Annotated in this window: 20 protein-coding genes; 7 read left to right on the top strand and 13 right to left on the bottom strand. The window is 66.5% G+C overall.

All coding sequences use genetic code 11. The features are described 5' to 3' along the window. Window positions 1–44: 44 nt before the first annotated feature. From LK459_RS14125 to mshA, 5 genes are all read right to left on the bottom strand, one after another. A complete protein-coding gene (locus tag LK459_RS14125; RefSeq protein ID WP_007239759.1) occupies window positions 45–383 on the bottom strand; it encodes a GNAT family N-acetyltransferase in 339 nt (112 codons plus the stop codon). 135 nt (window positions 384–518) lie between these two features. Further along, window positions 519–1,265, bottom strand: coding sequence for a phosphoglyceromutase (locus LK459_RS14120; protein WP_227919028.1), 747 nt, complete (start codon window positions 1,263–1,265; stop codon window positions 519–521). 187 nt (window positions 1,266–1,452) lie between these two features. Then, a complete protein-coding gene (locus LK459_RS14115; protein ID WP_227919027.1) occupies window positions 1,453–3,060 on the bottom strand; it encodes an AMP-binding protein in 1,608 nt (535 codons plus the stop codon). Window positions 3,061–3,256: 196 nt separating this feature from the next. Next, window positions 3,257–3,904, bottom strand: coding sequence for a type III secretion system chaperone family protein (locus LK459_RS14110; protein WP_227919026.1), 648 nt, complete (start codon window positions 3,902–3,904; stop codon window positions 3,257–3,259). A 42-nt stretch (window positions 3,905–3,946) separates the two neighbouring features. Then, the gene (mshA, locus tag LK459_RS14105) at window positions 3,947–5,284 is read right to left on the bottom strand and encodes a D-inositol-3-phosphate glycosyltransferase (protein ID WP_007239763.1); all 1,338 of its coding nucleotides are present in this window, start codon (window positions 5,282–5,284) and stop codon (window positions 3,947–3,949) included. 183 nt (window positions 5,285–5,467) lie between these two features. On the opposite strand from mshA, the gene LK459_RS14100 reads away from it, so the two are divergent. From LK459_RS14100 to LK459_RS14080, 5 genes are all read left to right on the top strand, one after another. After that, entirely contained in the window at window positions 5,468–6,808 is a 1,341-nt protein-coding gene (locus LK459_RS14100; protein WP_407648799.1) for a cytochrome P450, read from the top strand. Further along, window positions 6,805–7,389, top strand: a complete 585-nt coding sequence (locus LK459_RS14095) for a TetR/AcrR family transcriptional regulator (RefSeq protein ID WP_227919022.1) — start codon at window positions 6,805–6,807, stop codon at window positions 7,387–7,389. The genes LK459_RS14100 and LK459_RS14095 overlap by 4 nt, the downstream gene beginning before the upstream one ends. Before the next feature lie 80 nt (window positions 7,390–7,469). Then, the gene (locus LK459_RS14090; RefSeq protein WP_227919021.1) at window positions 7,470–8,387 is read left to right on the top strand and encodes a metal ABC transporter solute-binding protein, Zn/Mn family; all 918 of its coding nucleotides are present in this window, start codon (window positions 7,470–7,472) and stop codon (window positions 8,385–8,387) included. Between the two features lie 32 nt (window positions 8,388–8,419). Then, a complete protein-coding gene (locus LK459_RS14085; protein WP_051997996.1) occupies window positions 8,420–9,247 on the top strand; it encodes a metal ABC transporter ATP-binding protein in 828 nt (275 codons plus the stop codon). Further along, window positions 9,244–10,170, top strand: coding sequence for a metal ABC transporter permease (locus LK459_RS14080; protein ID WP_227919020.1), 927 nt, complete (start codon window positions 9,244–9,246; stop codon window positions 10,168–10,170). The genes LK459_RS14085 and LK459_RS14080 overlap by 4 nt, the downstream gene beginning before the upstream one ends. Window positions 10,171–11,137: 967 nt before the next feature. On the opposite strand, the gene LK459_RS14075 is transcribed toward LK459_RS14080, so the two are convergent. Beyond that, window positions 11,138–11,677: a DUF2599 domain-containing protein gene (locus LK459_RS14075; protein WP_227919019.1), complete on the bottom strand. Its 540-nt coding sequence runs from the start codon at window positions 11,675–11,677 to the stop codon at window positions 11,138–11,140. Between the two features lie 35 nt (window positions 11,678–11,712). On the opposite strand from LK459_RS14075, the gene LK459_RS14070 reads away from it, so the two are divergent. Next, a complete protein-coding gene (locus LK459_RS14070; RefSeq protein ID WP_007239770.1) occupies window positions 11,713–12,840 on the top strand; it encodes a hypothetical protein in 1,128 nt (375 codons plus the stop codon). A 55-nt stretch (window positions 12,841–12,895) separates the two neighbouring features. Here LK459_RS14070 and LK459_RS14065 read toward each other — a convergent pair whose 3' ends face one another. From LK459_RS14065 to LK459_RS14050, 4 genes are read right to left on the bottom strand one after another with little or no spacing between them, the layout of a single operon-like run. Continuing rightward, entirely contained in the window at window positions 12,896–14,572 is a 1,677-nt protein-coding gene (locus tag LK459_RS14065) for an ArnT family glycosyltransferase (RefSeq protein ID WP_227919018.1), read from the bottom strand. Then, window positions 14,569–16,155, bottom strand: coding sequence for a glycosyltransferase (locus tag LK459_RS14060; protein ID WP_227919017.1), 1,587 nt, complete (start codon window positions 16,153–16,155; stop codon window positions 14,569–14,571). The genes LK459_RS14065 and LK459_RS14060 overlap by 4 nt, the downstream gene beginning before the upstream one ends. Further along, window positions 16,152–17,690 (bottom strand): hypothetical protein, encoded by a 1,539-nt coding sequence (locus LK459_RS14055; RefSeq protein WP_227919016.1) that lies wholly within the window; start codon window positions 17,688–17,690, stop codon window positions 16,152–16,154. The genes LK459_RS14060 and LK459_RS14055 overlap by 4 nt, the downstream gene beginning before the upstream one ends. Then, window positions 17,687–19,618 (bottom strand): hypothetical protein, encoded by a 1,932-nt coding sequence (locus LK459_RS14050; protein WP_227919015.1) that lies wholly within the window; start codon window positions 19,616–19,618, stop codon window positions 17,687–17,689. The genes LK459_RS14055 and LK459_RS14050 overlap by 4 nt, the downstream gene beginning before the upstream one ends. A gap of 286 nt (window positions 19,619–19,904) precedes the next feature. Between LK459_RS14050 and LK459_RS14045 the strand changes: the two genes are divergently transcribed. Then, window positions 19,905–20,723 carry an alpha/beta fold hydrolase gene (locus LK459_RS14045; protein WP_227919013.1) on the top strand — a complete coding sequence of 273 codons (819 nt, stop codon included), beginning with the start codon at window positions 19,905–19,907 and terminating at the stop codon, window positions 20,721–20,723. On the opposite strand, the gene LK459_RS14040 is transcribed toward LK459_RS14045, so the two are convergent. The 3 genes from LK459_RS14040 to cysS all read right to left on the bottom strand — a co-directional run bounded on the left by LK459_RS14040 (window position 20,694) and on the right by cysS (window position 24,737). Continuing rightward, on the bottom strand, window positions 20,694–22,304 hold the full coding sequence (locus LK459_RS14040; protein WP_227919011.1) for a carboxylesterase/lipase family protein: 1,611 nt from the start codon (window positions 22,302–22,304) through the stop codon (window positions 20,694–20,696). The two genes, LK459_RS14045 and LK459_RS14040, sit on opposite strands and share 30 nt — an antisense overlap. A 63-nt stretch (window positions 22,305–22,367) precedes the next feature. After that, window positions 22,368–23,321 carry a 23S rRNA (guanosine(2251)-2'-O)-methyltransferase RlmB gene (gene rlmB / locus LK459_RS14035; protein ID WP_227919009.1) on the bottom strand — a complete coding sequence of 318 codons (954 nt, stop codon included), beginning with the start codon at window positions 23,319–23,321 and terminating at the stop codon, window positions 22,368–22,370. A 27-nt stretch (window positions 23,322–23,348) separates the two neighbouring features. Further along, entirely contained in the window at window positions 23,349–24,737 is a 1,389-nt protein-coding gene (gene cysS / locus LK459_RS14030; protein WP_227919003.1) for a cysteine--tRNA ligase, read from the bottom strand. Window positions 24,738–24,744: the final 7 nt, after the last annotated feature.

Genomic DNA, 24,744 nt, shown 5'->3' with positions numbered 1-24,744 from the left:
CACCGGCGTCGACCCGAGAGCGGGAGACGTGCGTCCGACGATCCTCACGACGTGACGGACGCCACCATATCGGCGTATTCGGGGTGCTTGTCGATGTAGTGGCGCACGTACGAGCAGACCGGCACCACCTGCTTGCCCTGGGACCGGATGTCATCGAGGACGGCGTGGACCAGTTGTGCGGCGTAGCCCCTGCCGGAGTAGGCGTCGAGGATCACGGTGTGGGTGAGGATCACCTGATACGGCTCGGAGACGTAGTCGAGGTAACCCACGAGGTGCTCGTTGGACTCGGTGTCGCGCGGATCGGACTCGGGATCGGTGAGAATCGCCTCGTACCGTTCCTGCGGTGCCGAGTGGACTATGCGGAGGGTTCCAGAGTCGGCCATGCACCCAATGTAACCGCCGTCACACCATTACGTCCGTGACGATTGGGTTACGGACGGTGGGGCGTAACGATTGTCTCGATGCGATTGCCTCGATGCCCGGACAGCGGGATCTGCTGCCCTCGCTCGCGATACGTCCTACTTCTTGCCCTGAGCTGCGACAGCTGCGGCGCCCGCCGCCGCGGCCTCGGGGTCGAGATAGGTGCCACCGGGGTTGAGGGGCTTGAGGTCGTCGTCGAGGTCATAGCGCAGCGGGTTGCCGGTCGGGATGTTGAGTCCGGCGATATCGGCGTCTGAGATTCCGTCGAGGTACTTGACCAGCGCACGCAGTGAGTTGCCGTGTGCGGCGATCAGCACGGTCTTGCCGGCCTTGAGGTCGGCGGCGATGTCTGACTCGAAGTACGGGATGAGTCGCTCGACCACATCCTTGAGGCACTCGGTCAGCGGAACCTCGTCGAGGTCGGCGTACCGGGGATCGTGCGTCTGGCTGTACTCCGACTCCGGATCGATCGGCGGCGGCGGGGTGTCGTAGGAGCGGCGCCAGAGCATGAACTGCTCCTCGCCGAACTTCTCGAGGGTGTCGGCCTTGTTCAGACCCTGCAGTGCGCCGTAGTGGCGCTCGTTGAGGCGCCAGTCGCGGACTACGGGAATCCAGAGCCGGTCGGCGGCGTCGAGCGCGATGTTCGCGGTCGTGATCGCGCGACGGAGCAGCGAGGTGTAGAGGACGTCCGGCAACACGTCGTGTTCGACGAGCAGCTCACCCGCCCGCGTCGCCTCCGACCTGCCTTTGTCGGTGAGCGCGACGTCGACCCAGCCGGTGAACTGGTTGGACGCGTTCCATTCGCTCTCGCCGTGCCGCATGAGGATCAGGGTGCCGTTGCTCATGGGACAACAGTTTTCCACACAGCCACGGCCAGCTCTCGGCAACGCCACGAGGATCGCCATACGCGGTTCTCGACACACACGCGGCCTCGGTTGGTGAACGCGGCCGGTGTACCGGCCGCGTCCGCCGAACCGGACCGCGTCTGTGCAGTTTTCACACTGTGTAGTTCCTACCGCCGGAATCCGACCGTTACTTGCGCAGATCCTTGCGCAGGATCTTGCCCGACGACGACTTCGGGATCGCGTCGATGAACTCGACGCGGCGCACCTTCTTGTGGGGTGCGACCTTGGCGGCCACGAACTCCATGACCTCGTCCTCGGTCAGCGCGGCGTCGGCCTGCTTGACGACGAATGCCTTGGGGATCTCCTCGCCGCTCTCCTCGTCGATCACGCCGACCACGGCGGTGTCGGCGATCTGCGGGTGGGTGAGCAGCAGCGCCTCGAGTTCGGCGGGCGGCACCTGGTAGCCCTTGTACTTGATGAGTTCCTTGAGCCGGTCGACGATGTACACCGCCCCGGCGGCGTCGACCTGTGCCATGTCACCGGTGTGCAGGAAGCCGTCGGCGTCGATCGTGTCGGTGGTCGCCTGCTCGTTGTTGAGGTAACCGAGCATCACGTTGGGCCCGCGGACCCACAGCTCACCCGGCTCCGACATTCCGTCGCCCGACACGGCGACCTCCTCGCCGGTGGCTGGATCGACGATCTTGTTCTCCGAGTTCGGGATCGGCCAGCCGACCGAGGAGAGGGGCGGCTCGTCGAGGCCGAGGACGGCCTTCGAATCGAATGGGATCAGGTGGCTGACCGGAGAGAGTTCGCTCATGCCGTAGCCCTGCAGCATGTGCAGGTTGAGCCGCTTGGCGACTGCCTTGCCGAGCTCGTCGTCGAGCGGTGCCGCTCCCGACAGCATGGTGTGCAGCGATGAGAGATCGTAGTTCTCGACGATGGGGTGCTTCGCCAGTGCGACGGCAACCGGGGGCGCGATGAACGCGTAGGTGACCTTGTAGTTCTGGATGTTCTCCAGGAATTCGACGAGGTCGAACTTCGCCATCACGACCAGGCTCGCGCGTGCGCGCAGCGCGGCGTTGAGGAGCACGGTCATGCCGTAGATGTGGAAGAACGGGAGTACCGCGACGATCACGTCGTCGCGAGCCATGCCCTGCAGCGGGGCGATCTGCGCGACGTTGGCGACGAGGTTGGTGTGAGAAAGCTTGACGCCCTTCGGATTCCCGGTGGTCCCGGAGCTGTAGGGCAGGACCGCGACGTGCGTGGCGGGATCGAAGGTCACGTCGGGTGCCGGCAGGTTGGGTCCGAGCAGGTCGGCAGCGTTGGGATGTCCCGACGCGTCGGCACCCTCCCCGTCGAGGATTATCACGGCGTCGTCGGCGATCCCGACCTCCTTGGCGGCCTCGAGTGCCTGCGCCGCCATCGGCGAGATGGTGACGAGCATCTTGGCGCCGGAATCGTTGAGCTGCTTGGCGATCTCGCGTGCGGTGAACAGCGCGTTGATCGTGGTGGCCGTCGCGCCCGCCCGCAGCACGCCGTGGAAGACCGTGGCGAACGCCGGGATGTTCGGCGAGAGGATGCCGACGACGTCACCCACTCCGATGCCGCGCGCTGCGAGTGCTCCTGCGGCAGCGTTGATCTGGCCGATCAGCTGACGGTAGGTGGTCTTCGTGTCGGTCTTGGGGTCGATGAGCGCAACCCGCTCGAGATCGTCGTCGGCGATACTGCCGAACAGGTACTCGTAGACGCTGACGTTCGGGATCTCGACGTCGGGGTAGGGACTCTTGACGCTCATGGCACCTCCGTTGGTAAATCAGTCAAATGCGATCGTACCAACGCGCATTGCCACGGTGTGACCTGGGACGCGCGGGATATGCGCAGTGCGCGAAAACGCGAGTCGCCCGACGGCGTTCCACGCATCACGTTTCAGAAACCGCACGTCACCGAGGCTCGGATCACGCATCGAAGATCACTCGTCACCGGCCCTCGACTCAGTCGTCGAGTTGCGCTCCCGTGTCCGGGGCGGTCTGCGCGGCGTCGAGGACCGACGACCCGCCCGTTGCACTCCCGACCGAGTCACTCGTTTCCCCGGGCACGTACCTGCCCGGCAGCGGCTCGCCCGGTGCGGGCAGCGACTCCTTGTCGATGAGGTGCTCGAAGGCGAGCAGGTTACGCAGCGACTCGCCCCGCGACACGCGCCACGCCCATTCACGGCGGATCGACGTCGCGAAGCCGAGCTCGAGGAGCGTGTTGAAGTCGCCGTCCGCGGCTTCGAGGACCTGCCCGAGCACACGGTCGATCTCGTCAGATGTCAACGCATCCACCGAGATCCGCCCCACAAGGTAGATGTCGCCGATGTTGTCGATGGTGTACGCGACTCCGTAGAGACGACGATTGCGTTTGAGCAGATACCGATACACGGCCTCGTGATTCTCGTCGGCATGCCTGCAGACGAAAGCCTCGACGCGCACACCATAGGGGCCCGCGGTCAGCAACACCGTCGTCTTGAGCTTTTTCTCGCCGGGCAGTTCGAGGACGACGTGTTCGGATTTCGCTCCGCCGGAGCTCTTTCGGCTGTATGGGATGTCGCGCTCGGTCAGCGACTTCTCCAACAGTTCGAGATTCTCGATGTGGCTCACCGCTATCACTCCTGACGACGCTGGGTCGGTTACCTGCTCGGATCAGACATTCGTGCGATGACGACGACGCCACCGCCGCGAAGCGCGCCGCGCCGCGCCGCTGGGGCTCACCCGCGCGCCCGGCGCGGCGGCGAACGAGGCCATCGCTCGGGAGTAGCTCTCCTGTAGCGCATCTGCGGTGTGGTCCCACGAGAAGTTCTCGGCGTGCGCGCGAGCGTGTCGACGCATCGCGGACAGTTCGTCGGGTGAGGCGATCATCTTCTCGATCGCGTTCGTCCAGTCGCCGATCGCGTGACCGTTCACCAGAATCCCACTGCGGCCGGCGGAGACCGCGACGGACAGACCGCCGACGTCGGCAGCGATCACCGGCGTCCCGCACGCCTGCGCCTCGATGGCGACCAAGCCGAACGACTCCGAATAACTCGGCACCGCAACGATATCCGACGCCCGATACACCTGAGCGAGTCGTGCGGAAGGCTGTGGCGCAAGGAAGATCACGTCGTCGGAGATGCCCAGTTGCGCAGCGAGATCTATCAGCGCAGAGGGCGTGTCGAGTCCCGAGCCGGACGGACCCCCGACGATGAGCACACGCACGGGCCGCGCCGTGTCGCGCGACCGCTCGATCAGCGGGGCCGCCGCCCGCAGCAGGATGTCGGGCGCCTTCAGCGGCTGGATACGTCCGACGAAGGTCAACAACGTTGCGTCGGTCGGCAATCCGAGTTCGGCGCGCGCCGCGGCCATCGACCCGGGCGTGTAGCAGTCGAGGTCGGCTCCCGGCGTCACGACGTCGATGCGCGCGGGATCGGCGTGATACATCGACACCAACTCGTGCGCCTCGGTCTCGGTGTTGGCGACGAGCCGATCGGCCTCGTCGACGACCTGCTGCTCCCCGACCACCCGCAGCATCGGTTCGGCGGTGTCACCCGCCGCCAGTGCCGCGTTCTTGACCGCCGCAAGGGTGTGCGCGGTGTGCACCAGCGGCACCCCCCACCGGTCGCGGGCGAGCCATCCGACCTGCCCCGACAGCCAGTAGTGCGAGTGGATGAGGTCGTAGTAGCCGGGCCGCTGCTGCGCCTCCGCGCGCAGCACGCTCGCCGTGAACGCGCACAGCTGCGTCGGCAGATCTCGTTTGTCGAGCCCCTCGAACGGTCCTGCCACCACGTTGCGCACGGTCACGCCGGGCGCGGCCTCCACGATCGGGGCATCCGACGACGCCGTCGCCCTGGTGAAGATCTCCACCTCGACGCCGCGTCGGGCGAGCCGTTGGGCGGTCTGCCACACGTACACGTTCATGCCGCCGGCGTCGCCCGTCCCGGGCTGGGCCAGCGGTGAGGTGTGTACCGAGACGAGCGCGACACGCCGCGGCCCCCTGAAGCTCATCTCTCCACTGTAGAGAACGCGGCGCGGGCGCCGATCGTCCGCACACCAGGACGGTGCAGGTAGACGCGTGGTCGGCTCGAGCGCGTACGGTTCCGCCGACTCGGAGACGGATCGTCGTCGAGTCGCGGCTTCGGCGTTGACAGATAGCAATAGATGACTCACTGTCGAGACATGAGCACCAGTATGTCTCGCAGTGGCACGGCTGGATTCGAGCTCCGCTCCGGAGCGTCGTGGCGCGATCCGTTCGACATGTATGCGCGGCTGCGACGCGACTCGCCGGTGCATCACGTGGTCGACGACGCTCCCGACACGGGCGAGCACCCTGACGATCGCGACTACTGGGTCCTCACCCGGCACGCCGACGTCTTCGCCGCGTCGTCGGACCCGGAGACCTTCTCCTCGGCCGCCGGACTGACCGTGCTCTACGGCGAACTCGACGCGATCGGCCTCGCCGACAATCCGCCTCTGGTCATGCAGGACCCCCCGCAGCACACCGCGTTCCGGTCGCTCGTCGCGCGCGGGTTCACGCCCCGACAGGTGACCGCGATCGAGCCGCGTGTGCGTGAATTCGTCGTCGAGCGCCTCGAACGTCTGGCAGACGACGGCCCCGCCGACATCGTCGGCGAACTCTTCAAGCCGCTGCCGAGCATGGTCGTCGCGCACTACCTCGGTGTTCCCGACGAGGACTGGACCAGGTTCGACCGCTGGACCTCAGCGATCGTCGGCACGATCACGGGACCCGCCGAGCCTGCAGATGCGGCGACGGAATCCACGACGACCACCGGCACAGCCGCTGACGCGGCCGCATCAACCGCCGCTGACGCGGCCCTGTTTGCCGCCGCTGACGCGGCCGGGGCCACGACTGAGCTACTCGGCTACTTCGGCGAACTCGTCGAACACCGCCGCGCCCATCCCGGCGACGACACCGTTTCGGCACTCGTCGACGCCGGTGTGGCCGACGACCCGGCGGGCCTGGTGTCGATCCTCGCGTTTGTGTTCACGATGATCACCGGCGGCAACGACACGACGACGGGAATGCTCGGCGGCAGCGTCGACCTTCTGGCCACCCGCACCGACCAGCGCCGACGACTCGTCGACGACCCGACGCTGGTCACCGACGCCGTCGACGAGTTGCTGCGGCTGACTTCGCCGGTGCAGGGGCTCGCTCGCACCACCACCCGCCCGGTGACCTACACCGACACCCCGGACGGGGATGTGACCATCCCGCAGGGCCGAAAGGTGCTGCTCTGTTATGCCGCGGCCAATCGCGACGAGACGGTGTACGGGCCGGACGCCGAGGATCTCGACGTCACGCGCCGACCGCGTCGCATCCTGACGTTCGGTCATGGCCACCACCACTGTCTCGGCGCCGCGGCCGCACGCATGCAGGCGCGAGTCGCGCTGACCGAGCTTCTTGCACGACACCCGGAGTTCGACGTCGACTCCGACGGCATCACGTACGCGCCCGGCAACTACGTGCGACGCCCCACGTACGTGCCGTTCTACGCGGGTCGTCGGCGATGAGCGCCCCGGGTACCGACTGGCTCGCCGACGACCGGGCACGGATCGCGTCGACGCGCATCCTCGACACCGCACGCGACCTGTTCGTCGAGCACGGCGTCGGAGCCGTCACGATGCGCGACATCGCCGAGGCCGCGGGGTGTTCTCGCGCAACTCTGTACCGCCATTTTCCCGGGAAGCGCGATCTGATGGCCGCCTACGTCGAACGCGAGACGCGGGCGCTGGCACGCGACGTCGACGACGCGATCGCAAGCTCGGCCGCACCCGGCGAACAACTCCTCGCCGCGACACAGGCCGTGCTGCACGGGGTACGCGCGAATCCGGCTCTGTCGGGATGGTTCACCGCCGACATGGCGGCGACGTCGAGTCAGCTCGCGCTGCTGTCCCCCGCCATCGAATCCGTGAGCACCGGATTCCTACGCCGCATCACGTCCGGCGTTTCCGATGCCGACCTCGAGGCGCGGGCCGCATGGCTGGTACGCGTCATCGTGTCGCTACTCAGCGCGCCGGAACCGACTGCCGCTGCCGAGCGCGAACTGTTGACTCGTTTCGTCATTCCGACGCTGGTCACCGCGCCGATCTGACCCCGGAGCGCGTTCGGTCGCGTCGTCGCCTACACTTCTTTCGGTAACGATTGTCATTAGCAGAAGCGGGTAGGCGAACGATGAAACGAGCTGTCCTGGCACTGACCACAGCCCTTGCGGTCGGCGGAGTACTCACACTTGCCGGATGTTCGAGCAGCGACTCGGGCAGTTCGGACGGCAGGCCGACGGTGGTCACCTCGACGAATGTGTGGGGCGCTGTCGCCTCGGCGGTCGCGGGTGACAAGGCGTCGGTGACCGTGCTGTTCAACGACCCGACTGGCGACCCGCATGAGTTCGAGCCGTCGGCGGCCGACTCGGCGAAGGTGGTCGACGCGGACGTCGTGCTGATGAATGGCGGCCACTACGACGAGTACATGGAGAAGGCCTCGCAGAACGCCAAGGGTGCGGTCGTCAACGCGTTCGACACCATGACGAGCAACCACGAGAACACGGTTCCCGAGGCACACGGCGAGACCAACGAGCACGTCTTCTACAACCTGCCCGTCGTCGGCCAGGTGGCCACCCAGCTCGCAGACGACCTGGCGAAGAAGGACGAGGCAAACGCGACCACCTATCGCGACAACGCCAAGGCGTTCAACCAGGAGATCGACGGACTGCGCGGCTCGCTCGCCGAGATCAAGAAGACCCACGACGGGACGAAGGTCGCGCAGACCGAACCGCTCGCCGCGTACCTGCTGACCGAGGCGGGCCTCGACGACGTCGCGCCCGAGGGCTTCACCGCGGCCGTCGAAGAAGGTCAGTCACCTTCTGCGGCCGACCGCGCCGCGATGGAGGACCTGCTCCGCGATCGGACCGTCAAGGTGTTCGTCTACAACACGCAGGCCGTCGACTCGGTGACCGAAGCGTTGCTGTCGATCGCGAAGTCTGCCAACGTTCCTGTTGTGGAGTTCACCGAGACCCTGCCCGAGGGTCAGCACAGCTACACCGACTGGCAGCAGAAGCAGATCACCGCACTAGCGTCGGCACTCTCCGCGTGAGCGACGACGCACCGTCGGCCCACCGCGACAGCGTGAACGGCCGAGCCCGCAGCGGGGCGGCCGAGCGCGAGGCCACGCCCGTCGCGTCGTTCCGGCATGCTCGGCTCGCCTTCGGCAACCGAGTGCTCTGGGACGACCTCGATCTCGACATCATGCCCGGGGAGTTCGTTGCGGTACTCGGCCCCAACGGCTCGGGAAAGACCTCGTTCCTGCGAACCCTGCTCCATCAGTACGAACTCAACGAGGGCACGCTCACGGTCACCGACCGCGTCGGCTACATCCCTCAGCAGCACGCCGACGACGCCGACTCGATGGCCATCCGCGGACGGGACCTCGTCGGATTCGGCGTCGACGGCGCGCGGTGGGGGCTGGGTTTGCGCGGCCGACGGGCGCGCAAGGCAAAGGTCGACGCCGCACTCGCCGAGGTCGACGCAACCGCATACGCCGACGCCCCGGTCGGGCTGCTCTCCGGTGGCGAACAGCAGCGGTTACGCGTGGCGCAGGCGCTGACCACCGATCCCGAGCTGCTGCTCTGCGACGAACCGCTGGCCAGTCTCGATCCGGCGAATCAGGAGCGGGTCGTCGAACTCATCGACAAGCGCCGCCGGGAAGCGGACACCGCGGTCGTGTTCGTGACCCACGAGATCAACCCGGTGCTGCCCTACGTCGACCGCGTGCTCTATCTCGTCGGAGGTAGGTTCCGCATCGGCACGACGGAGGAAGTGATGAACACCGAGACGCTGTCGGAGCTCTACGGCAGCGACGTCGAGGTACTACGGGTCAACGGCAGGCTGCTCGTCGTCGGCGGCGAAGAGGATGCGCACCACTGTACAGCGCCCGAAGGACTTCCGGCCACATGACAATCGGTTCCGTCGCCCCGGATCTCGCCACGAGCCAGACCGCGGTTGCCGCAGATGTGCGCTGGAGTGATTTCTGGAACTTCTCCGTCACCGCCGATCTGCTCCACTACGACTTCGTCCTGCAGGCCATGCTGGCACTTGCCCTGCTCGGGCTGCTCGGAGGCGTTCTCGCCCCGCTGATCGTGGTACGTCAGATGTCGTTCGCGGTACACGGCGCCAGCGAGTTGTCGGTGACCGGTGCCGCCGCGGCACTGCTCGCGGGTATCAGTGTCAACGTCGGCGGGATCATCGGCGCCGTCGTGGCCGCCGGAGTGTTCGGGTACCTGGGAAACAAAGCGCGCGAACGTGATTCGGTCATCGGCGTGGTGCTGGCGTTCGGACTGGGACTCGGTGTGCTGTTCCTCGCGCTGTATGGACGCATCGGCACCGGGTTCGCCTTGCTCACCGGTCAGGTCGTCAGCGTCGGCGTGCAGGGTCTGACCGCCATCGCGATCACCACCGTCGTCGTCCTCGCGGTGCTGGCGCTGATCTATCGCCCGCTGCTCTTCGCATCACTGGATCCGCGGGTGGCGGAGGCCAACGGCGTGCCGATGCGCGCGTTGTCGGTGATCTTCGCGATCCTGATGGGTCTCGCGTGCGCGCAGGGCGTGCAGATCATCGGCGCACTGCTGGTGATGTCGCTGATGATCACCCCGGGCGCCGCCGCCGCGCGGTTGACCGCCAATCCAACACTGATGATGGTGCTTTCGGTGATCTTCGCCGAGATCGCCGCCGTCGGCGGACTGATCCTGTCGTTGGCGCCCAAACTGCCGGTGTCGGTGTTCGTGACCACCATCTCGTTCATCATCTACGTCATCTGCCGACAGATCGGCGCGCGGCGCGAGCACACCACGCGCCGCATCATCGACGCGGTGTCTGCGTAGAGCGCGGGTTCGGTTCCTTCCCCTGGTTTCTGGCGGTTCGGTCGGGCTGGCTGGCTAGCTGAAAGTAGGGGAAGGGTTGCGGGCTTGGTCCTTCCCCTGGTTTTCGACGCTTCCGCGCGAAAAAACCCGCGGAAAGGGACGGAACTAGCGGAGGGATCGTTTCCCCTAGTTCTGCACCCTCACCCGGTCTTCGACGACGCGCGGGCTGAAAGTAGGGGAAGGGTTGCGGGCTTGGTCTTTCCCCTGGTTTTCGTCTCTTCCCCGCGAACAAACCCGCGGAACGGGACGGAACTAGCGGAAGGATCGTTTCCCCTAGCTTCTGCACCCTCGCCCGGTCTTCGACGACGCGCGGGCTGAAAGTAGGGGAAGGGCTGCGGGCTTGGTCCTTCCCCTGGTTTCCGACGCTTCCCCGCGAAAAAACCCGCGGAAAGGGACGGAACTAGCGGAAGGATCGTTTCCCCTAGTTTCTGCACCGCCCCGGAGGCTCGTCCCTCAGCTCCAGCAACCGGGCCTCGGTGTCGGCGAGACCGCACGCAGACCGATCACGCGCACGCCGGAATCACGCGGAAGAGTCTCGGAGGAGCCTCAGCCCAAGCCTCCCCCTAGTTTTCGACGTTGCTCGCGGGCTGAAACCCGCGGAAGAGCCGCCGCCCAAGCCCTTCCCCTACTTTCCGACCCTTCCCCGCGAAAAAGCCCGCGGAAAGGGACGGAACTAGCGGAAAGATCGTTTCCCCTAGTTTCTGCATCGGCCCAGAGCCTTCCCCTAGTTCCTGCACCACCCCGCAGCCTTTCCCCTAGTTTCTGCACCACCCCGCAGCCTTTCCCCTAGTTTCTGCACCACCCTGGAGCCTTCCCCGACTTTTCCTGCACCGCCCCGCAGCCTTCCCCTAGTTTCTGCACCGCCCCGGAGCGCTCCCCCGCCTTAGCCCCGACCATGCCGACTGAGCCGGGCGGCCGCCGCGCCCGGTCACTCCTCCGGGCCGCCCGGGTTGCAGCGCGTGGCGATCATCGTCGAATCGTCGACGACGGGACGTCGGGGTTCGATGTTCCAGCTCGGTTTGTTCGGCTCGACGGCGCGCGCGAAATCCCAGTGGCACACGAACTGCGCCTTCATGCCCGGATTATCGGCGTCGGGGGCCAGCGCGAGCACCTCACGCCAGGCGACGTCGGCACCGTCGTCGGCGATGCTCGCCCGTCCGTTGGGCGTCGGATAGATCTGCAGGCTCGGTCCGACCGCGGTGTCGACCCACCCGACGTGGTCGATGTAGGGCGGCGGATGCGCCGGGTCGAGCACCGGTGCCGCGCCGGACGCGCCCGCTGAAACAGAACTCGAAGGCAACACAGAACTCGACGGCGACACAGAACTCGACGAGGCGGCGGAGGCAACACTCGACTCGCCGGCAATCGCGTCCGACGGTGATCCGCCCCCGCAGCCCACGAGCACCACCGGGAAGAACGCCACGATCGCCGACATCGTCCCGACCCGCCTCGCGCGCATTCTTCTCATCCCCCCGACCGTAGTCGGCGAGTAGGGTTCGAGCCGTGACCCTCCGGCGAGCGCTGCGACTCTTGGTGGTGTTCGCGCTGGTCATCGTTGCCTCGGCATGCAGTCAGCCGGACCCGACACCGCTGCCCGAGGATTCCGAACCGGTACCGTCGGCCAACCACGACTTCTCCGGTCGGGTGTCGACCACCGATACCGGGCTCATGCTCGACGGCCGCACCTGGTTCCCCGCGGGTTTCAACAGTTACCAACTCGGCACCGACTGGGCACTCAACGCCGGCTGCGGGGCGCAGGTCGACCTCGACGAGTACTTCGCCAAACTCCCGCCGCGAGCCCTCACGCGTTTCAATCTGTTCTCGGCGTTTCTCGTCGACAAGGTCGGCAAGAACAACTACTCACGTCTCGACGCCATCTTCGCCGCGGCCAAGCGGCACAACCAGATGATCCTGCCGGTGCTGACCGGCAGTTCCGGCGCCTGCGAGGACGAGAAGTTCAAGGAGCGCTCGTGGTACCAGAACGGTTGGCAGAAGACCGAGATCGCGGCGGGGATGACCTTCGCCGACTGGCTGAGCACCGCTGTCGCGCGCTGGCATGACGAACCGACGCTCGCCGGGTGGGAACCCGTCGGAGAGCCCGAGGCGAGCAATTGCGGACCGACCGGATGCGCATGGCAGACCCGGACGTGCCCGCCCAACGGGGCGGCAGTACTGCGAGCATTCTTCGACGACGTCGGCGCCCGGATTCGCGCGATCGACGACCGTCACCCGATATTCGCCGGCTTCGTCGGCGGCGATCAATGCGGGCTGACCGGAAGCGAGTACGCACGCGTCGCCGCCTCCCCAGGTCTCGACGTTCTCGACTATCACGACTACAGCGCGGGCGGTGCCGTCGCGCCGGGCGGCAGCGATCTTCCGGCCCGGCTGGCGCAGGCGCGCCACCTCGACAAACCCCTCGTGGTCAACGAGGTCGGCATCGACGCCGGATCGTGTCTGCCTCTCGACACCCGGGCCAAGCAGTTCGGCACCCTGTACGAGACCTATCGGTCGGCCGGGGTCGCCGGGGCACTGCTGTGGGCATTCGTACCCGACCCACGCCCAGCCGAGTGCACCTTCGACATCGGCTTCGACGACCCGGCCTGGCAGGTCGTCGAACGCGAGATCTCCTGAGCCACAGCCGCTCTGACGCAGCCACGCCCGTGCGAATACTGCGAGCAATGAACCGTCACGACGCTGACGGATTCACCTCGTATACCCGCCAGATCGGCATGTTGGCGCCCTGATTGCGCGCCTCGAGCACCAACGTCGACACCTGGCCACCGTTCTCGTAGAGAGTCGGATAGCGAATGTTGAGGGCATCCGACGACCCGCGGCCCGAGCGCGGTACGGCGAGCAGGAACCGCACGCCGAACCTGGCCGGGTCATTGAGGATTCGGTCGAAGTCCTGATCCGACGGGATGACGAACTGCTTGGGATGTCGCGACTGGACGATGACCGCGAATCCGAACACGGTGTCGGCGAGCACACTGCCGTCCGGGAGATGGAGAGAGTCGAGGTACTGCGCGAGGGCTCGCTCGGTGGAGAACGACCTCAGCACCCGCGCCTCGTCGAGGTGTCGTTTCTCCGTCGAATCCGGGGTGGGCGCAACGACTGATCGATACGCGAACTCCTGCGGTGCGTACTTCGCTGACGTCATGCCCGCCGCAGTGACCGGCAGCCCGACCGCGAATGCGAGTACCGCGACGGTGCCGATCACGCCGTAGCGCCACCCCCTCCCGGCCCGCGAATCGACCTGCGGCAGTGCGGCGCGCGGACCGAGTCGCAGGTAGGGCTCGACGCGCCGCGCAGGCGTGGCGAGCAACGCCGTCACCGCGGCCAGCAGGATGACGGTCATGTAGAAGCGCAGGAAGCCGAACGTCGTTCCGCGCACATAGCTGTACACCTGGAAAGCGATCACCGCGCCGATGATCAACACGGGAACCACGAGCGGATACAGCCGATGACGGCGGATACGGACCCACGCCACGAGCACGAACAACACAACATACAGCGGCGCGAGGATGAGCAGCTCCGTGATCGCGAAGCGCAACGAGTCGATGCCCGTGTCACTGCCGGTGCCGCCGGACTGGTCGATGATCGCGGTGTTGCCGTACTGAGAGGTGAACTGCGCGAACGCCTGACCGGTGATCAGCCAACTCGTCATCGCCCAGACGATGAACGCGAGGAGACTCGGTGAGGCGACGAGCACGACATCGAGGAGAGCGCGCTGCACGCGGAGTCGGCGCCCGAATGCCTTGTCGGAGCGTCGATAGGTCACGAAGGCGACGAAGCAGCCTGCAACGAAGGCGGCCACGGCACCGTCGTACCTCGTGAGGTAGGCGAGTCCCAAAGCGATTCCCGCAACGATCAATTCGTGAACGTCGTCGGTGTCGACCCATCGGATGAGTCGACGGACCGCCCACGCGAGAAAGAAGATGTACGGAGCCTCACTCATCCCGTTGGCGGCGTAGAGCACGATCATCGGGTTGAGAGCGAACACCAGGGTCACGACGATCGCCATGGTCCTCGGCAGCGCACGGTCGCGCGCGATGCCCGACACCTGCACCACGGCGCCCGCCATGAACGCCGACGACATGATCGCGGCCGACAACGCGTCGGTGGTCATCTGCGGCCACCACACCGACAGTGCGGTGAGCGGCAGTTGCACCAGCGCAGTCAGCGGAGTGAAGATGAAGCCGATGGCAGCGAGGTGGGGATCCCGACTGAACAGCACGCTCTGCGCCGCCTGGACCCGCGACAGCGAATCACCGAAGTAGACGTGCAGGCCCGCAGCCAGATACACACCGAACGCCAGATAGGCCAGCCACACGACCAGCCACAGAGCGACCGATCGGCGAGTCATGGGGCCGCCTGCGGCGAAGTGCTCGACGACCCCGACATTCCGTCTGCGGTGGCGGACGAATCGTCGGCACCGCCACCCGCCGTCGGCGTCGCATCAGAGGTGAGACCGTGGGCTGTCTTCTCCCAGTACGACGGCCGGAACAGCAACTGCCACATGCCCTTGATCGCCGCGATGCTCATCATCACCCAGTAGAACGGGACGATCAGAGCCGACCAGAGCAGTTCGCCCCGATCGTCTTCACGGTTGGCGACGAGCGTCATGTAGATCGCGGCGCTGTTGCCGAGGACGAACGAGATGAGCGACAAGTAATAGATGGGGCCGGGGAACAGCTCGGCGATGAACGACGGCTGCCCGGCGATCCACACGATCAGGATCAACCAGAAGATCATGTTCATGCAGGCGATGAATGGTGTGCCCGCGATCAGCAGGGTGAAGCGCAACATGCCGATAAGGCCCATGAAGTGGAACAGCCGTCGCGGCCTACGCATGTGGACGAGCCACGTCTGCATGTAGCCCTTGTACCAACGGGAGCGTTGCCGAATCCAGTTGATGCCGTCGACGTTCGCCTCCTCGAGGGTCACCGAGTCGAGCACCGCGGTGCGGTAACCCTGCCCGGCGATGCGCACTCCGAGGTCGGCGTCCTCGGTGACGTTGAACGGGTCCCATGCGCCGAGTTCGACGAGCATGTCCTTGCGGAAGTGATTCGACGTGCCGCCCAACGGAATCGTCGCCTTGCTGACCATGAGCCCCGGCAGCAGGTAGCCGAACCAGATGCCGTAGTCGGCTGTGAACCACTGTGTGAGCACGTTGTCGGTGACGTTGTAGAAGCTCAGTTTGCCCTGCACACAGATGACGGAGTCGTCGTCGAGTTGCCGCAGTGTCGCGACAACCCGGCGCAGCTGTAACGGGTCGGGATGGTCCTCGGCGTCGAAGATCGTGACGATATCGCCTGTGGCGAAGTGTAATCCGTAGTTGCAGGCCTTCGGTTTGGTCCGCGGGTCGCCCGGCGGGGTCAGCACAGAGGTGATGATCGGCGACGAATCGACCGCGTGCGCGGCCTCGATGGTCGGTGCGTCGTCCTCCTCGAGCAGCAGCAGCACCTGCAACTTGTCCTGTGGGTACTCGAACGACTCCATCGCCTCGATCAACTGGCCGACGACCTCCGGTTCACCGTAGGCGGGCACGAGGACGGTGTAGCGCGGCAGTTCGTCGTCGGGGATGGCTCGGGCGTCGTCGTCGGAGATCCGGATCGCGCCGTTGACGAGGCCGAGACGAAATGTGTTGAGGCGCTCGATGAGCGACACGATGTAGATCAGCGTCGCGATCGAGACCAGCGTTGCCGCGGTACCGACCGGCCAGAACACGAAGCCCACCACGATGACGGCGAGTACGACAGCGCCGATGACCTTCTGTGCGCGACTGAACGCCACCGATGCGGTCATCATCGGGTCCTCGCGGCGCAACCGGTTGATCGCGTCGTCGAGCGCCGCTGTGCGGTACTTCTCGTCCGAGAGCCGTTGGTCTACCTCCGCTTTCGTCGTCGGCGAAGTGAAATCGAAGTGACCGGGCACGGATTCGGTCATGGCTGATCCTCTCGCCGGACGCGGGAGAGTTGTGCGTTGACGACGTCGCGTCCCGCGTCGAGCACCAACTGGCGGTCCTTGAAGTCGGGCTGGTCGTCGCGGATCACCGCGTCGCCGCGCAGCGTGACGTTGAACAGCTGGCGCAGGTTCTTGAGGATCGTTTGATCGGGTTGGGGGAAATAGGCGTCCGGCTCGTGGTTGTCGACCGACCACAGCGCCACTTTCTGCGCGTGCTCGCCGTTGCCCCACTGCCACGACAGCACGGTGTAGGTCAGGTACCGGGTGTCGTCGAGGATCACCTCGAGGACCGCGGGAATGCCGTGCGGCAGCATCACCAGCACCGGGGCGGAGAAGCGGTCTCCGAAGAGGTCGTAGGTGAAGACCAGCGGGTAGAGATCGAAGCGAAACGGATACCGCGTCTCGATGGTGTCGGCAATCAGCTTGCGTGGGCGGGCCTCCTTGTCGAACGCCACGTCACCGGTCTGTTGCAATAGATTCTGGCGTGCCAGCACGGCGCCGGGACCATAAAAGTCTCCGACCCAGTCGTAGCGCAACGTCGGCCCGTCCTGTCGCCAGGCGTCGGGAACGATCAGCGGAGCCCTCGTGGTCAGACCCGCGATGGTCGGAGTAGGAGTCACCACCACCCGCTGATAGGGCAGGAGCAGCGTGATGACTGCTGAGACAACCAGAACTGCCGCCGCCCCGACCTTGACGCGGTCGACTCCCGGCTCGTAGAGCGGCCGGTCGAATGGACGCGGCGAAGTGCGCCTGCGCCGACGCAGATAGGCGATCAGACCGACGACGAAGACGCTACCGACGGCGGGCAGTGCCTGATAGACGAGCAGGGGTGCGCTCGGACGGACGGCTCGCACGACCGCGATGATCACCAGCCCCACGACGCCCGCCGCGACGAAGCCGACGAGTGCCGACCTGCGATCACGACCGACGGCGATGGCTGCCGCGAAGGCACCGAGAGCCGTCATCACGATGCCCGCCGCCACCTCGTTTCCGCCCAGCGACAGCAGCGCGACCCGATAGACGATCGGAAAGGCCGCCAGTCCGAACAACCAGACCCAGTGATAGCGCATCGTCGGCCGTAACCCGAACATCAGGATGCAACCACCGAAGAAGAAGGTCCACAGCCCGAGGAGATCGAGATGTGTCAGCAGATACAGCGATCCGGTGAACCTGTTGGTCAGCGCTCCGGCGAAGCAGAACGACAGCAGCATGACGATGACGCCGACGATGATGTCGGTCTGTCGGTCCCGGATCGCGCGTTCCTCGCTGCGTCGAAGCGTCACCCCGTAGGCGGCCATGATCGCGAGGACGAGCACGACGACGATGTAGTCGAGATCGGAGCCCAGTATGACTATCTCGCGAGCGATCTGGCCCAGGTTGTGCCAATACGCGAGCACTGTCAGAGCGATCAACGCCAGCCAGCGCAACAGCAGCCGCTCCACGATCGACCGCCCGGCGCGCCTCGACTCGTCCGACGACGCGTCGGGGGATTCCTCGGGTGCTTCGGTGACGGTCATCGCTCGCTGTCGTCGCCTCGGTGCCGGCGCGCCACGAGTTTCACCGCCGCGGCGACGATCAGGACCAGGATGACCGCGCCCAGCAGCACACAGACGACGATCAGCCACGCGAGCGGGTGACCGGTCGAGGCCTCCGAGTGGTCGCCGGCGTCGACGGTGATCGGATCGCGGCCGGCGATCTTCAACGCCGCGTCCCCGGAGGCGCCCGACGCGTTGTCGGTGTCGGAGAACCAGCGCAACAGGTCGTCGAGGTCTGTTGCATCGTCGGTCGAAGTGGCCACCAGCACGCTACGGCCATCGTCCCGTGTCACCTGCAGGGATCCGAATTCGACCTGGGGGCTCAGCGTGACCTTCGACGTCGCACCCGATGCGGAACGGACGGTGATGGTGCCGGACTTCTGCGTCACCGGCAGCGAGAGTCCGCCGGGCAATCCGGACCCGTCGGCGGCGACGACCACCGCGGGCTGGGTCGACGACGAGACGTCGGACATCGACACCACGTCGACGCCGATCGGTACGGTCGACAACCGCTGCATCGTCGTCATGAGCGACACAGCACGCGCGACGTCGGGGACGTCGCCCTTGGTCCATGCGACTTGTGTTCGCGGCATCAGCGCCTGGGGCATCGAGCCCAGTCCCGCGGGCAGCGGCTCGTCGGGTTCGGTGCTGCGGACCTCGCCTGCGGCCGAGACGCTCAGCGATCCGCGGGTGCCGTTGCCACATCCTTCACGGACGCCGCCGCGCTCGAGAGTCACGACCAGTTCGTTGTACCTGCTCAACGCATTGTTCGGGAGATCGACCCACTGGTTGAACGATCCTGATGCGCCGGTCTTGATCGTCGCGATCACACGCTGACCCAGGCGTACCGACACCACCGGCGACGACCCGTCGGCTGCCGGTGTTGCCGACCCGATGAGCTGCACACGGATGTCCTTCGACGGTCTGCCCAGTCGTGTCTGGTCGATGCCGAGCGTGATCGACGGCCACGCCGACGACGTGACGATCTGATCGGTGATTCCCAGATCGGCCAGTGTCTGGACGTCGGGGCTGAGCTGCGGTGCGCTGTGCAGCGGCCCGGCGACAGCCGACGAACTCTGGGTGATGGCCGACAAGTTCGAGGTCAGCGCGCGGGCCTGCGTTGTCAGCTGATTCGGTTGGCCACCGATCGTCAGATACGCGGACCCGTTCTGATCACGTACCGTCAGGCCCTCCGGGGCGGCACTGCTGATCACGATCTGACGTTCCAGTGAATCCGGCTGACCGGTCGGTGCGGTCGACCCCGCCTGCAATGCCTCGACGTCGACGTCGAAATCTGCGGTGCCGTAATTCGCGGCGACGGACGTTGCCAGACCGACTGCTGCCGCCCCTTCTTCTCGCGACGGTTTCTGTGGGACGAAGATCGTCAGCTTCCGGAGGATGGGTGGGAGGAACTCGGCAACGTTCCGCGGTATCGCCTCACGGCCGGTGAACGAGACGGTCGCGTCGCGGATGTGGAATGCGTTGTCCGGATCGAACTGACAGATGCCACTCACAGTCAGGTACGCACGCAACGTGATGTCGGCCGCGTTCCTGGCGACGGTGGCACCGGAGAGTGACAGTTCGATGGGCGAGTTCGGCGCGGGATTGATCGGCGTACGCGAGATCACCCGGTCTCCCTGCATGACGTCGACGGTTCCGCCGGTCACGAAGGGAGGCACCGAGACGGTTCCGCGCAGCTTGTCCGGCGAGAGATTCTGCGGCACCGGAATCGACATGCTGACCTGCGCCTGCTGTCCCGCGAATGTGATGTCGTCAGCCGCGCCGATCGATCGCAGGCTCAATGGGGGCGGAGTGTCGCCCTGCGCAGCGAGCGCCTGACCGACGCCGGACAATGCGAGTACGGCACACAATGCCGTGGCGATCACGAGAACCCGACGGCACGCGCTCAATCTTCACACCCAATCTCCCGTGACGGGGATCCACCAACCTCTTCGTGACACGCTTCTGACCGACAAGCAAGCACTTACACGTTCGAGGCTAATGGTGCTCTGATCCGCCTGTCAGGCAACACACATCACCATGTCAGCGTCGCAGTGGTTGACCTGCGGCGTGTGTGCTGCCGTTGCGCTTTCGAGTCCTTTCCGTGTCCAAACGCCCGACGGTCTCTGGAAGCATGGGCCGCATGTCCAACGGCAGTTGTCGCCGCCTGGGAGGGTTGGCCGGAGTCTTGAGCGGATGATCGACACGCATTTCCGCGATGCGCCACCGAGTGTCGGCGACCGGGTCGACGGCGGAACGTTCGTCGACATCGACGGCGACCTCCTGTGGCATTTCCAGGGTGGCGATCCGATGGGACCGCCGACGGTCCTGTTGCACGGCTCGTTCTCGTCGGCGTCGAGTTGGGGCGCCCAGTTCGGCGATTTCGCCGACGCCGGTCTACGTCTGTACGCGCCTGAGCGCAGCGGCCACGGTCACAGTCCCGAGCGTGCGGGCCCGTCCAGCTTCTCCTCGATGGCCGACCAGGTGATCGTGTACCTCGAGAACGTCGTGCGCGAACCCGCGAACATCGTCGGTTGGAGCGACGGTGGTGTGGTCGCGCTGATGATCGCCCTGCGTCGCCCCGATCTCGTCGCGCGGATCGTCACGACGGGCAGCTACGTCAATCGTCGCGGCCTGGCGCCGATCGATGACCCCGACGACCACGACGGCGACGACGACCACGACGCTGTCCTCGTCGAGTGCCTACGTGAGGGCTTTCTGCACAGCGCTTCCGAGACCGATGCGAGCTTCGACAAGACCATCGCCATGCTGCGGGTCGAACCCACCTTCGAGACCACCGATTTCGCGGCGGTGACCGCCCCGACCCTCGTGGTCGCCGCCGACTGCGGCATCGTCCGAATCGAGCATTCCCTCGACCTCGCATCGACTCTCCCCCACGGCCGACTCGCCGTCCTTCCGGGCACACACATCCTGCCGCTCGAGTCGCCGCATCTGTTCAATCCGCTGGTGCTGACCTATCTGGCGTCAGATCCCCCGAGCAGCGTCGAATTCTGATCCGAGCTCCTCGGCCTCCTCGAGGACCCCGCCGGCGACGAAGCCTGTGCCTTCATGCCACGCGAGGCGACGCTCGCCGTGCGGATCCGTCTCGATGTGGTCGGTCCGGTCGATGACCAGGATCTCGCGCGTGTCCTCCGAGTAGCGAGGCCAGTCCGAACCCGGCACACCGGTACGTGCGAACGCCCCCCACCGTGACTGCACGTCGGCGGTGACCCGTGCGACGGCGCGCCAGTCCCCGACGCTCAGAGGCGCGCCGAGCGCGGACCGGAACGCGCCGAACACCGCGAACAACTCGGTCGCGTGTGTCGCGCCGACGCCCAGCTTGCCGAGCACCTTGGTGAAGAAGTCGTAGCGATAGGAGAAGGTCGGCGCTGTGCGGCTGTGCCCGTCGGCGAAGGCAACCGTCGGCGCCCAGAACGTGGCGTCGGCCGAGAGCCGCAGTCTCTCGCCCGGACCGGTGTAGAGCGCCGATATCTGCTCACGAGCTCCCTCGTCCTCGACACGTAGCAGCATCCGTTCGGCGTCGGGCAGCATGTTCCAGAGCTTCTCGAAGAGCTTGCCCTCGTCCCTGTTGCCGCCGACGATCAGCGGAACCGGATGTGTGGTCCCTTCTCTCGCTGCCACGACAGGCAGTTGCGGCAGGAGCCTGCTACCGGCGACGGGTGCGAACGGCACCGGCTCCGGCGTCTGCGCCCGCGACGCGAAGCGCATCAGACGATTGCTCGCGCGGAAGATCTCCTCGGTGCTCGCACCGTCGAGGAGTCGACGGGCGAGGGCGGGATCGATCGCCGCGCCACGATCGTCGACGCCGCTGCTGCGTCGGTCGGGATCGCGCAGGAGACGCACGAACTCGTCGGCGAACACCGTGGCACTCGACTTGTCGATGACCAGCTCCGGGGCGGGACTCTCTGCGATGGCGCGTGCGAACAACCCCTCGGCGTCGGGGGTCGCGAGCAGTGTCAGCACGGCAGAGCCGCCGGCGCTCTCGCCGAACACCGTGACGTTGTCCGGATCGCCGCCGAAGGCCGCGATGTTGCGTTGCACCCAGCGCAGCGCGGCGAGCATATCCGACAGCCCGGGGTTCTCGTCGAAGGTGCGGTCACTCGTCGAATACTGGCTGAAATCGAGCAGTCCGAAGGCCCCGAAGCGGTACTGCACGGTGACGACGACGACGTCCTGGGCACGTGCGAGCAGCGAACCGTCGTACAGCGGCGTGGCAGCCGTGCCGAGGATGTAGGCGCCTCCGTGAATGAACACCATCACCGGCCGCGGCGTCGACGGCTCGGTCTCCGGCGAGAAGACGTTGAGTGTCAGACAGTCCTCACTGGTCGGGGCGTATCGCCCGGGCCCGGTTGCGGTGAACCGACGCTCCTGGACCGCGGCGTTGCCGAACTTCGTGCAGTCACGCACGCCTGGCCACGGCGCGACCGGCTGCGCCTCCCGGAACCGGCCCGCACCGACGGGCGGAGCGGCGAAGGGGATGGCTTTCCAGCTGATGGTGCCGCGTCGCGCGAGCTTGCCCCTGCGCCCGCCGACGAGCCCGTCGGCAGTGGTCACGATGGTGTCGATGAGCGTCATGTACACCAACCTAACGAATGCTCGGGCGCGCTGGTGACGGGCCTGACCTCCTACCGGTCGGGACTACTGTTGCCGACGCTGCCGCGCGAACTCTGCGAGCACCACGCCCGCCGCGACCGAGGCGTTGAGGCTCTCGACATCGCCCGCCATCGGGATCGACAGGATCGAGTCGCAGGTCTCCCGGACGAGGCGCGACAGGCCCTTGCCCTCCGACCCGACGACGATCACCGTCGGGCCGGTGCCGTCGTAGTCGTCGAGGGTCACGTCGCCTTCCGTGTCGAGGCCGACGATCTGCGCACCTGTCTCCGCCCAGTCTTTGAGAGTGCGGGTCAGATTCGAGGCCTGGGCGACCGGCAGACGGGCGGCTGCGCCCGCGCTGGTGCGCCATGCGACAGCCGTGACACTGGCACTGCGGCGCGCCGGGATGACGACGCCGTGCCCGCCGAACGCGGCGACCGAACGGATCACGGCGCCCAGGTTGCGCGGGTCGGTGATGTTGTCGAGCGCCACGAGCAGCGGCGGTGTGCCCGATTCGATGGCATCACGCATGAGATCGTCGGGGTGGGCGTAGCGGTACTCGGGCACCTGCAACGCGATGCCCTGGTGGAGTCCGTTGGCCGACATGCGGTCGAGTTCTGGCTTGCCGACCTCGAGGATCGCGATGCCATTGTCTGCAGCGAGTTTCACCGATTCCGCGACGCGGTCGTCCGGTTCGCTGTTGACTGCGATGTAGAGTGCCGTCGCCGGAACGCCGGCGCGCAGACACTCGAGGACCGGGTTGCGGCCGAGCACGTACTCCGGACCGTCGTCCTTGCGACGCGGATTCGGCCGTCCCGCAACACTTTTCCCGGCCGCCTTCGCCTTCTTGTGGGCCGGATGGTACGGACGGTCGACGGCCTTCGGGGTCGCTCCCCGACCTTCGAGTCCGCGACGCCGCTGGCCGCCGGAGCCGACCGTCTGGCCCTTCTTGCTGCCCGACTTGCGCACCGCGCCTCTGCGTTTGGAGTTTCCGGCCATCGTTGTCGTCCCGTCCGCTGGAGTTGCTTACTTGCCCTTGAGCGCCCAGGTGGGGCCGTCGGGGGTGTCGGTGACCTCGATACCGGCCACCGACATGCGGTCACGTACGGCGTCGGCCGTGGCCCAGTCCTTCTCTGCGCGAGCCTGTGTCCGCCGGTCGAGTTCGGCGTGCACCAACACGTCGAGCGCCGACATCGCGTCGGTCTCGTCTCCGCCCTCCGCCCAGTGTTCGTCGAGCGGATCGACGCCGAGTACACCCATCATCGTGCGCACCGATGCCGCAGCGGCGAGTGCCGCCTCGCCGTCCCCTGCCTCCAGCGCCGTGTTGCCCTCACGCACGACATTGTGGATCGTCGCCAACGCCGCAGGGACGCCGAGATCATCGTCGAGAGCCGTGGCGAAGTCGGGATGGATCTCCCCGAGCGGGACTGCACCCACGCGCGAAACCACCCGGCCGACAAAGGATTCGATCCGCCGATAACCGGCGGCGGCCTCGGTCAACGCGCCCTCTGAGTACTCGAGCATCGACCGATAGTGCGCACTTCCGAGGTAATAGCGCAGTTCGACGGCCCGCACCCGCTGCAGCATCGCCGGAATGGCCACGACGTTGCCGAGCGATTTGCTCATCTTCTCGCCCCCCATGGTGACCCAGCCGTTGTGCAGCCAGTACCGGGCGAACGGGTCGCCGGCGCCGTGCGCCTGCGCGATCTCGTTCTCGTGGTGCGGGAAGATCAGATCCATTCCACCGCAGTGGATGTCGAACTCCGACCCCAGCAGCGACGTCGCCATCGCCGAGCATTCGAGGTGCCAGCCCGGCCGACCCGGCCCCCACGGCGTCGGCCACGACGGTTCACCCGGCTTCGCCGCCTTCCACAGGGTGAAGTCCTGCGGGTTGCGTTTGCCGGTGCCCGCGCTCTCGCCCTGGTGCATGTCGTCGAGCTTCTGCCCCGAGAGCGCACCGTAGTCGGGAAGACTGCGCACGTCGAAGTACACGTTGCCGTCGGAGGCGTAGGCGTGTCCGCGCGCGATGAGACGCTCCATGTACTCGACCATCTGCGTGACGAAGCCCGTGGCGCGCGGCTCGGCCGACGGCGGCTGCACACCGAGTGCGTCGTAGGCATGCGCGAACTCGCGCTCGTGCGTTGCGGCCCACTCCCACCAGGGGCGCCCGGCGTCGGCTGCCTTGCGGAGGATCTTGTCGTCGATATCGGTCACATTGCGGACGAACAGGACGTCGTTGCCCTTGTACTCGAGCCAGCGCCGCAGCACGTCGAAGGCGATGCCGCTGCGCACGTGACCGATGTGCGGGACACCCTGGACGGTGGCACCACACAGGTAGATCGTCACTCGGCCGGGGTGCAGCGGAACGAACTCGCGCACCTCTCGAGCAGCGGTGTCATGTAGGCGCAGGGTCACGACGTGC

Source organism: Gordonia otitidis (assembly GCF_020735545.1).
Taxonomy (GTDB): Bacteria; Actinomycetota; Actinomycetes; order Mycobacteriales; family Mycobacteriaceae; genus Gordonia; species Gordonia otitidis.
Note: the sequence above shows the minus strand (reverse complement) of the source record. Positions and strands in the feature narration are given on the sequence as shown.

Bases quoted from the DNA above. Each gene is read 5' to 3' on its own strand.
- mshA (WP_007239763.1), bottom strand. From the start codon at position 5,284: ATGAGCTTCAGGGGGCCGCGGCGTGTCGCGCTCGTCTCGGTACACACC.
- LK459_RS14080 (WP_227919020.1), top strand. From the start codon at position 9,244: ATGACAATCGGTTCCGTCGCCCCGGATCTCGCCACGAGCCAGACCGCG.
- LK459_RS14040 (WP_227919011.1), bottom strand. From the start codon at position 22,304: ATGACGCTCATCGACACCATCGTGACCACTGCCGACGGGCTCGTCGGC.
- rlmB (WP_227919009.1), bottom strand. From the start codon at position 23,321: ATGGCCGGAAACTCCAAACGCAGAGGCGCGGTGCGCAAGTCGGGCAGC.
- LK459_RS14095 (WP_227919022.1), top strand. From the start codon at position 6,805: ATGAGCGCCCCGGGTACCGACTGGCTCGCCGACGACCGGGCACGGATC.
- LK459_RS14060 (WP_227919017.1), bottom strand. From the start codon at position 16,155: ATGACCGAATCCGTGCCCGGTCACTTCGATTTCACTTCGCCGACGACG.
- LK459_RS14115 (WP_227919027.1), bottom strand. From the start codon at position 3,060: ATGAGCGTCAAGAGTCCCTACCCCGACGTCGAGATCCCGAACGTCAGC.
- LK459_RS14075 (WP_227919019.1), bottom strand. From the start codon at position 11,677: ATGAGAAGAATGCGCGCGAGGCGGGTCGGGACGATGTCGGCGATCGTG.
- LK459_RS14100 (WP_407648799.1), top strand. From the start codon at position 5,468: ATGTCTCGCAGTGGCACGGCTGGATTCGAGCTCCGCTCCGGAGCGTCG.
- LK459_RS14120 (WP_227919028.1), bottom strand. From the start codon at position 1,265: ATGAGCAACGGCACCCTGATCCTCATGCGGCACGGCGAGAGCGAATGG.
- LK459_RS14090 (WP_227919021.1), top strand. From the start codon at position 7,470: ATGAAACGAGCTGTCCTGGCACTGACCACAGCCCTTGCGGTCGGCGGA.
- LK459_RS14045 (WP_227919013.1), top strand. From the start codon at position 19,905: ATGATCGACACGCATTTCCGCGATGCGCCACCGAGTGTCGGCGACCGG.
- LK459_RS14065 (WP_227919018.1), bottom strand. From the start codon at position 14,572: ATGACTCGCCGATCGGTCGCTCTGTGGCTGGTCGTGTGGCTGGCCTAT.
- LK459_RS14055 (WP_227919016.1), bottom strand. From the start codon at position 17,690: ATGACCGTCACCGAAGCACCCGAGGAATCCCCCGACGCGTCGTCGGAC.
- LK459_RS14125 (WP_007239759.1), bottom strand. From the start codon at position 383: ATGGCCGACTCTGGAACCCTCCGCATAGTCCACTCGGCACCGCAGGAA.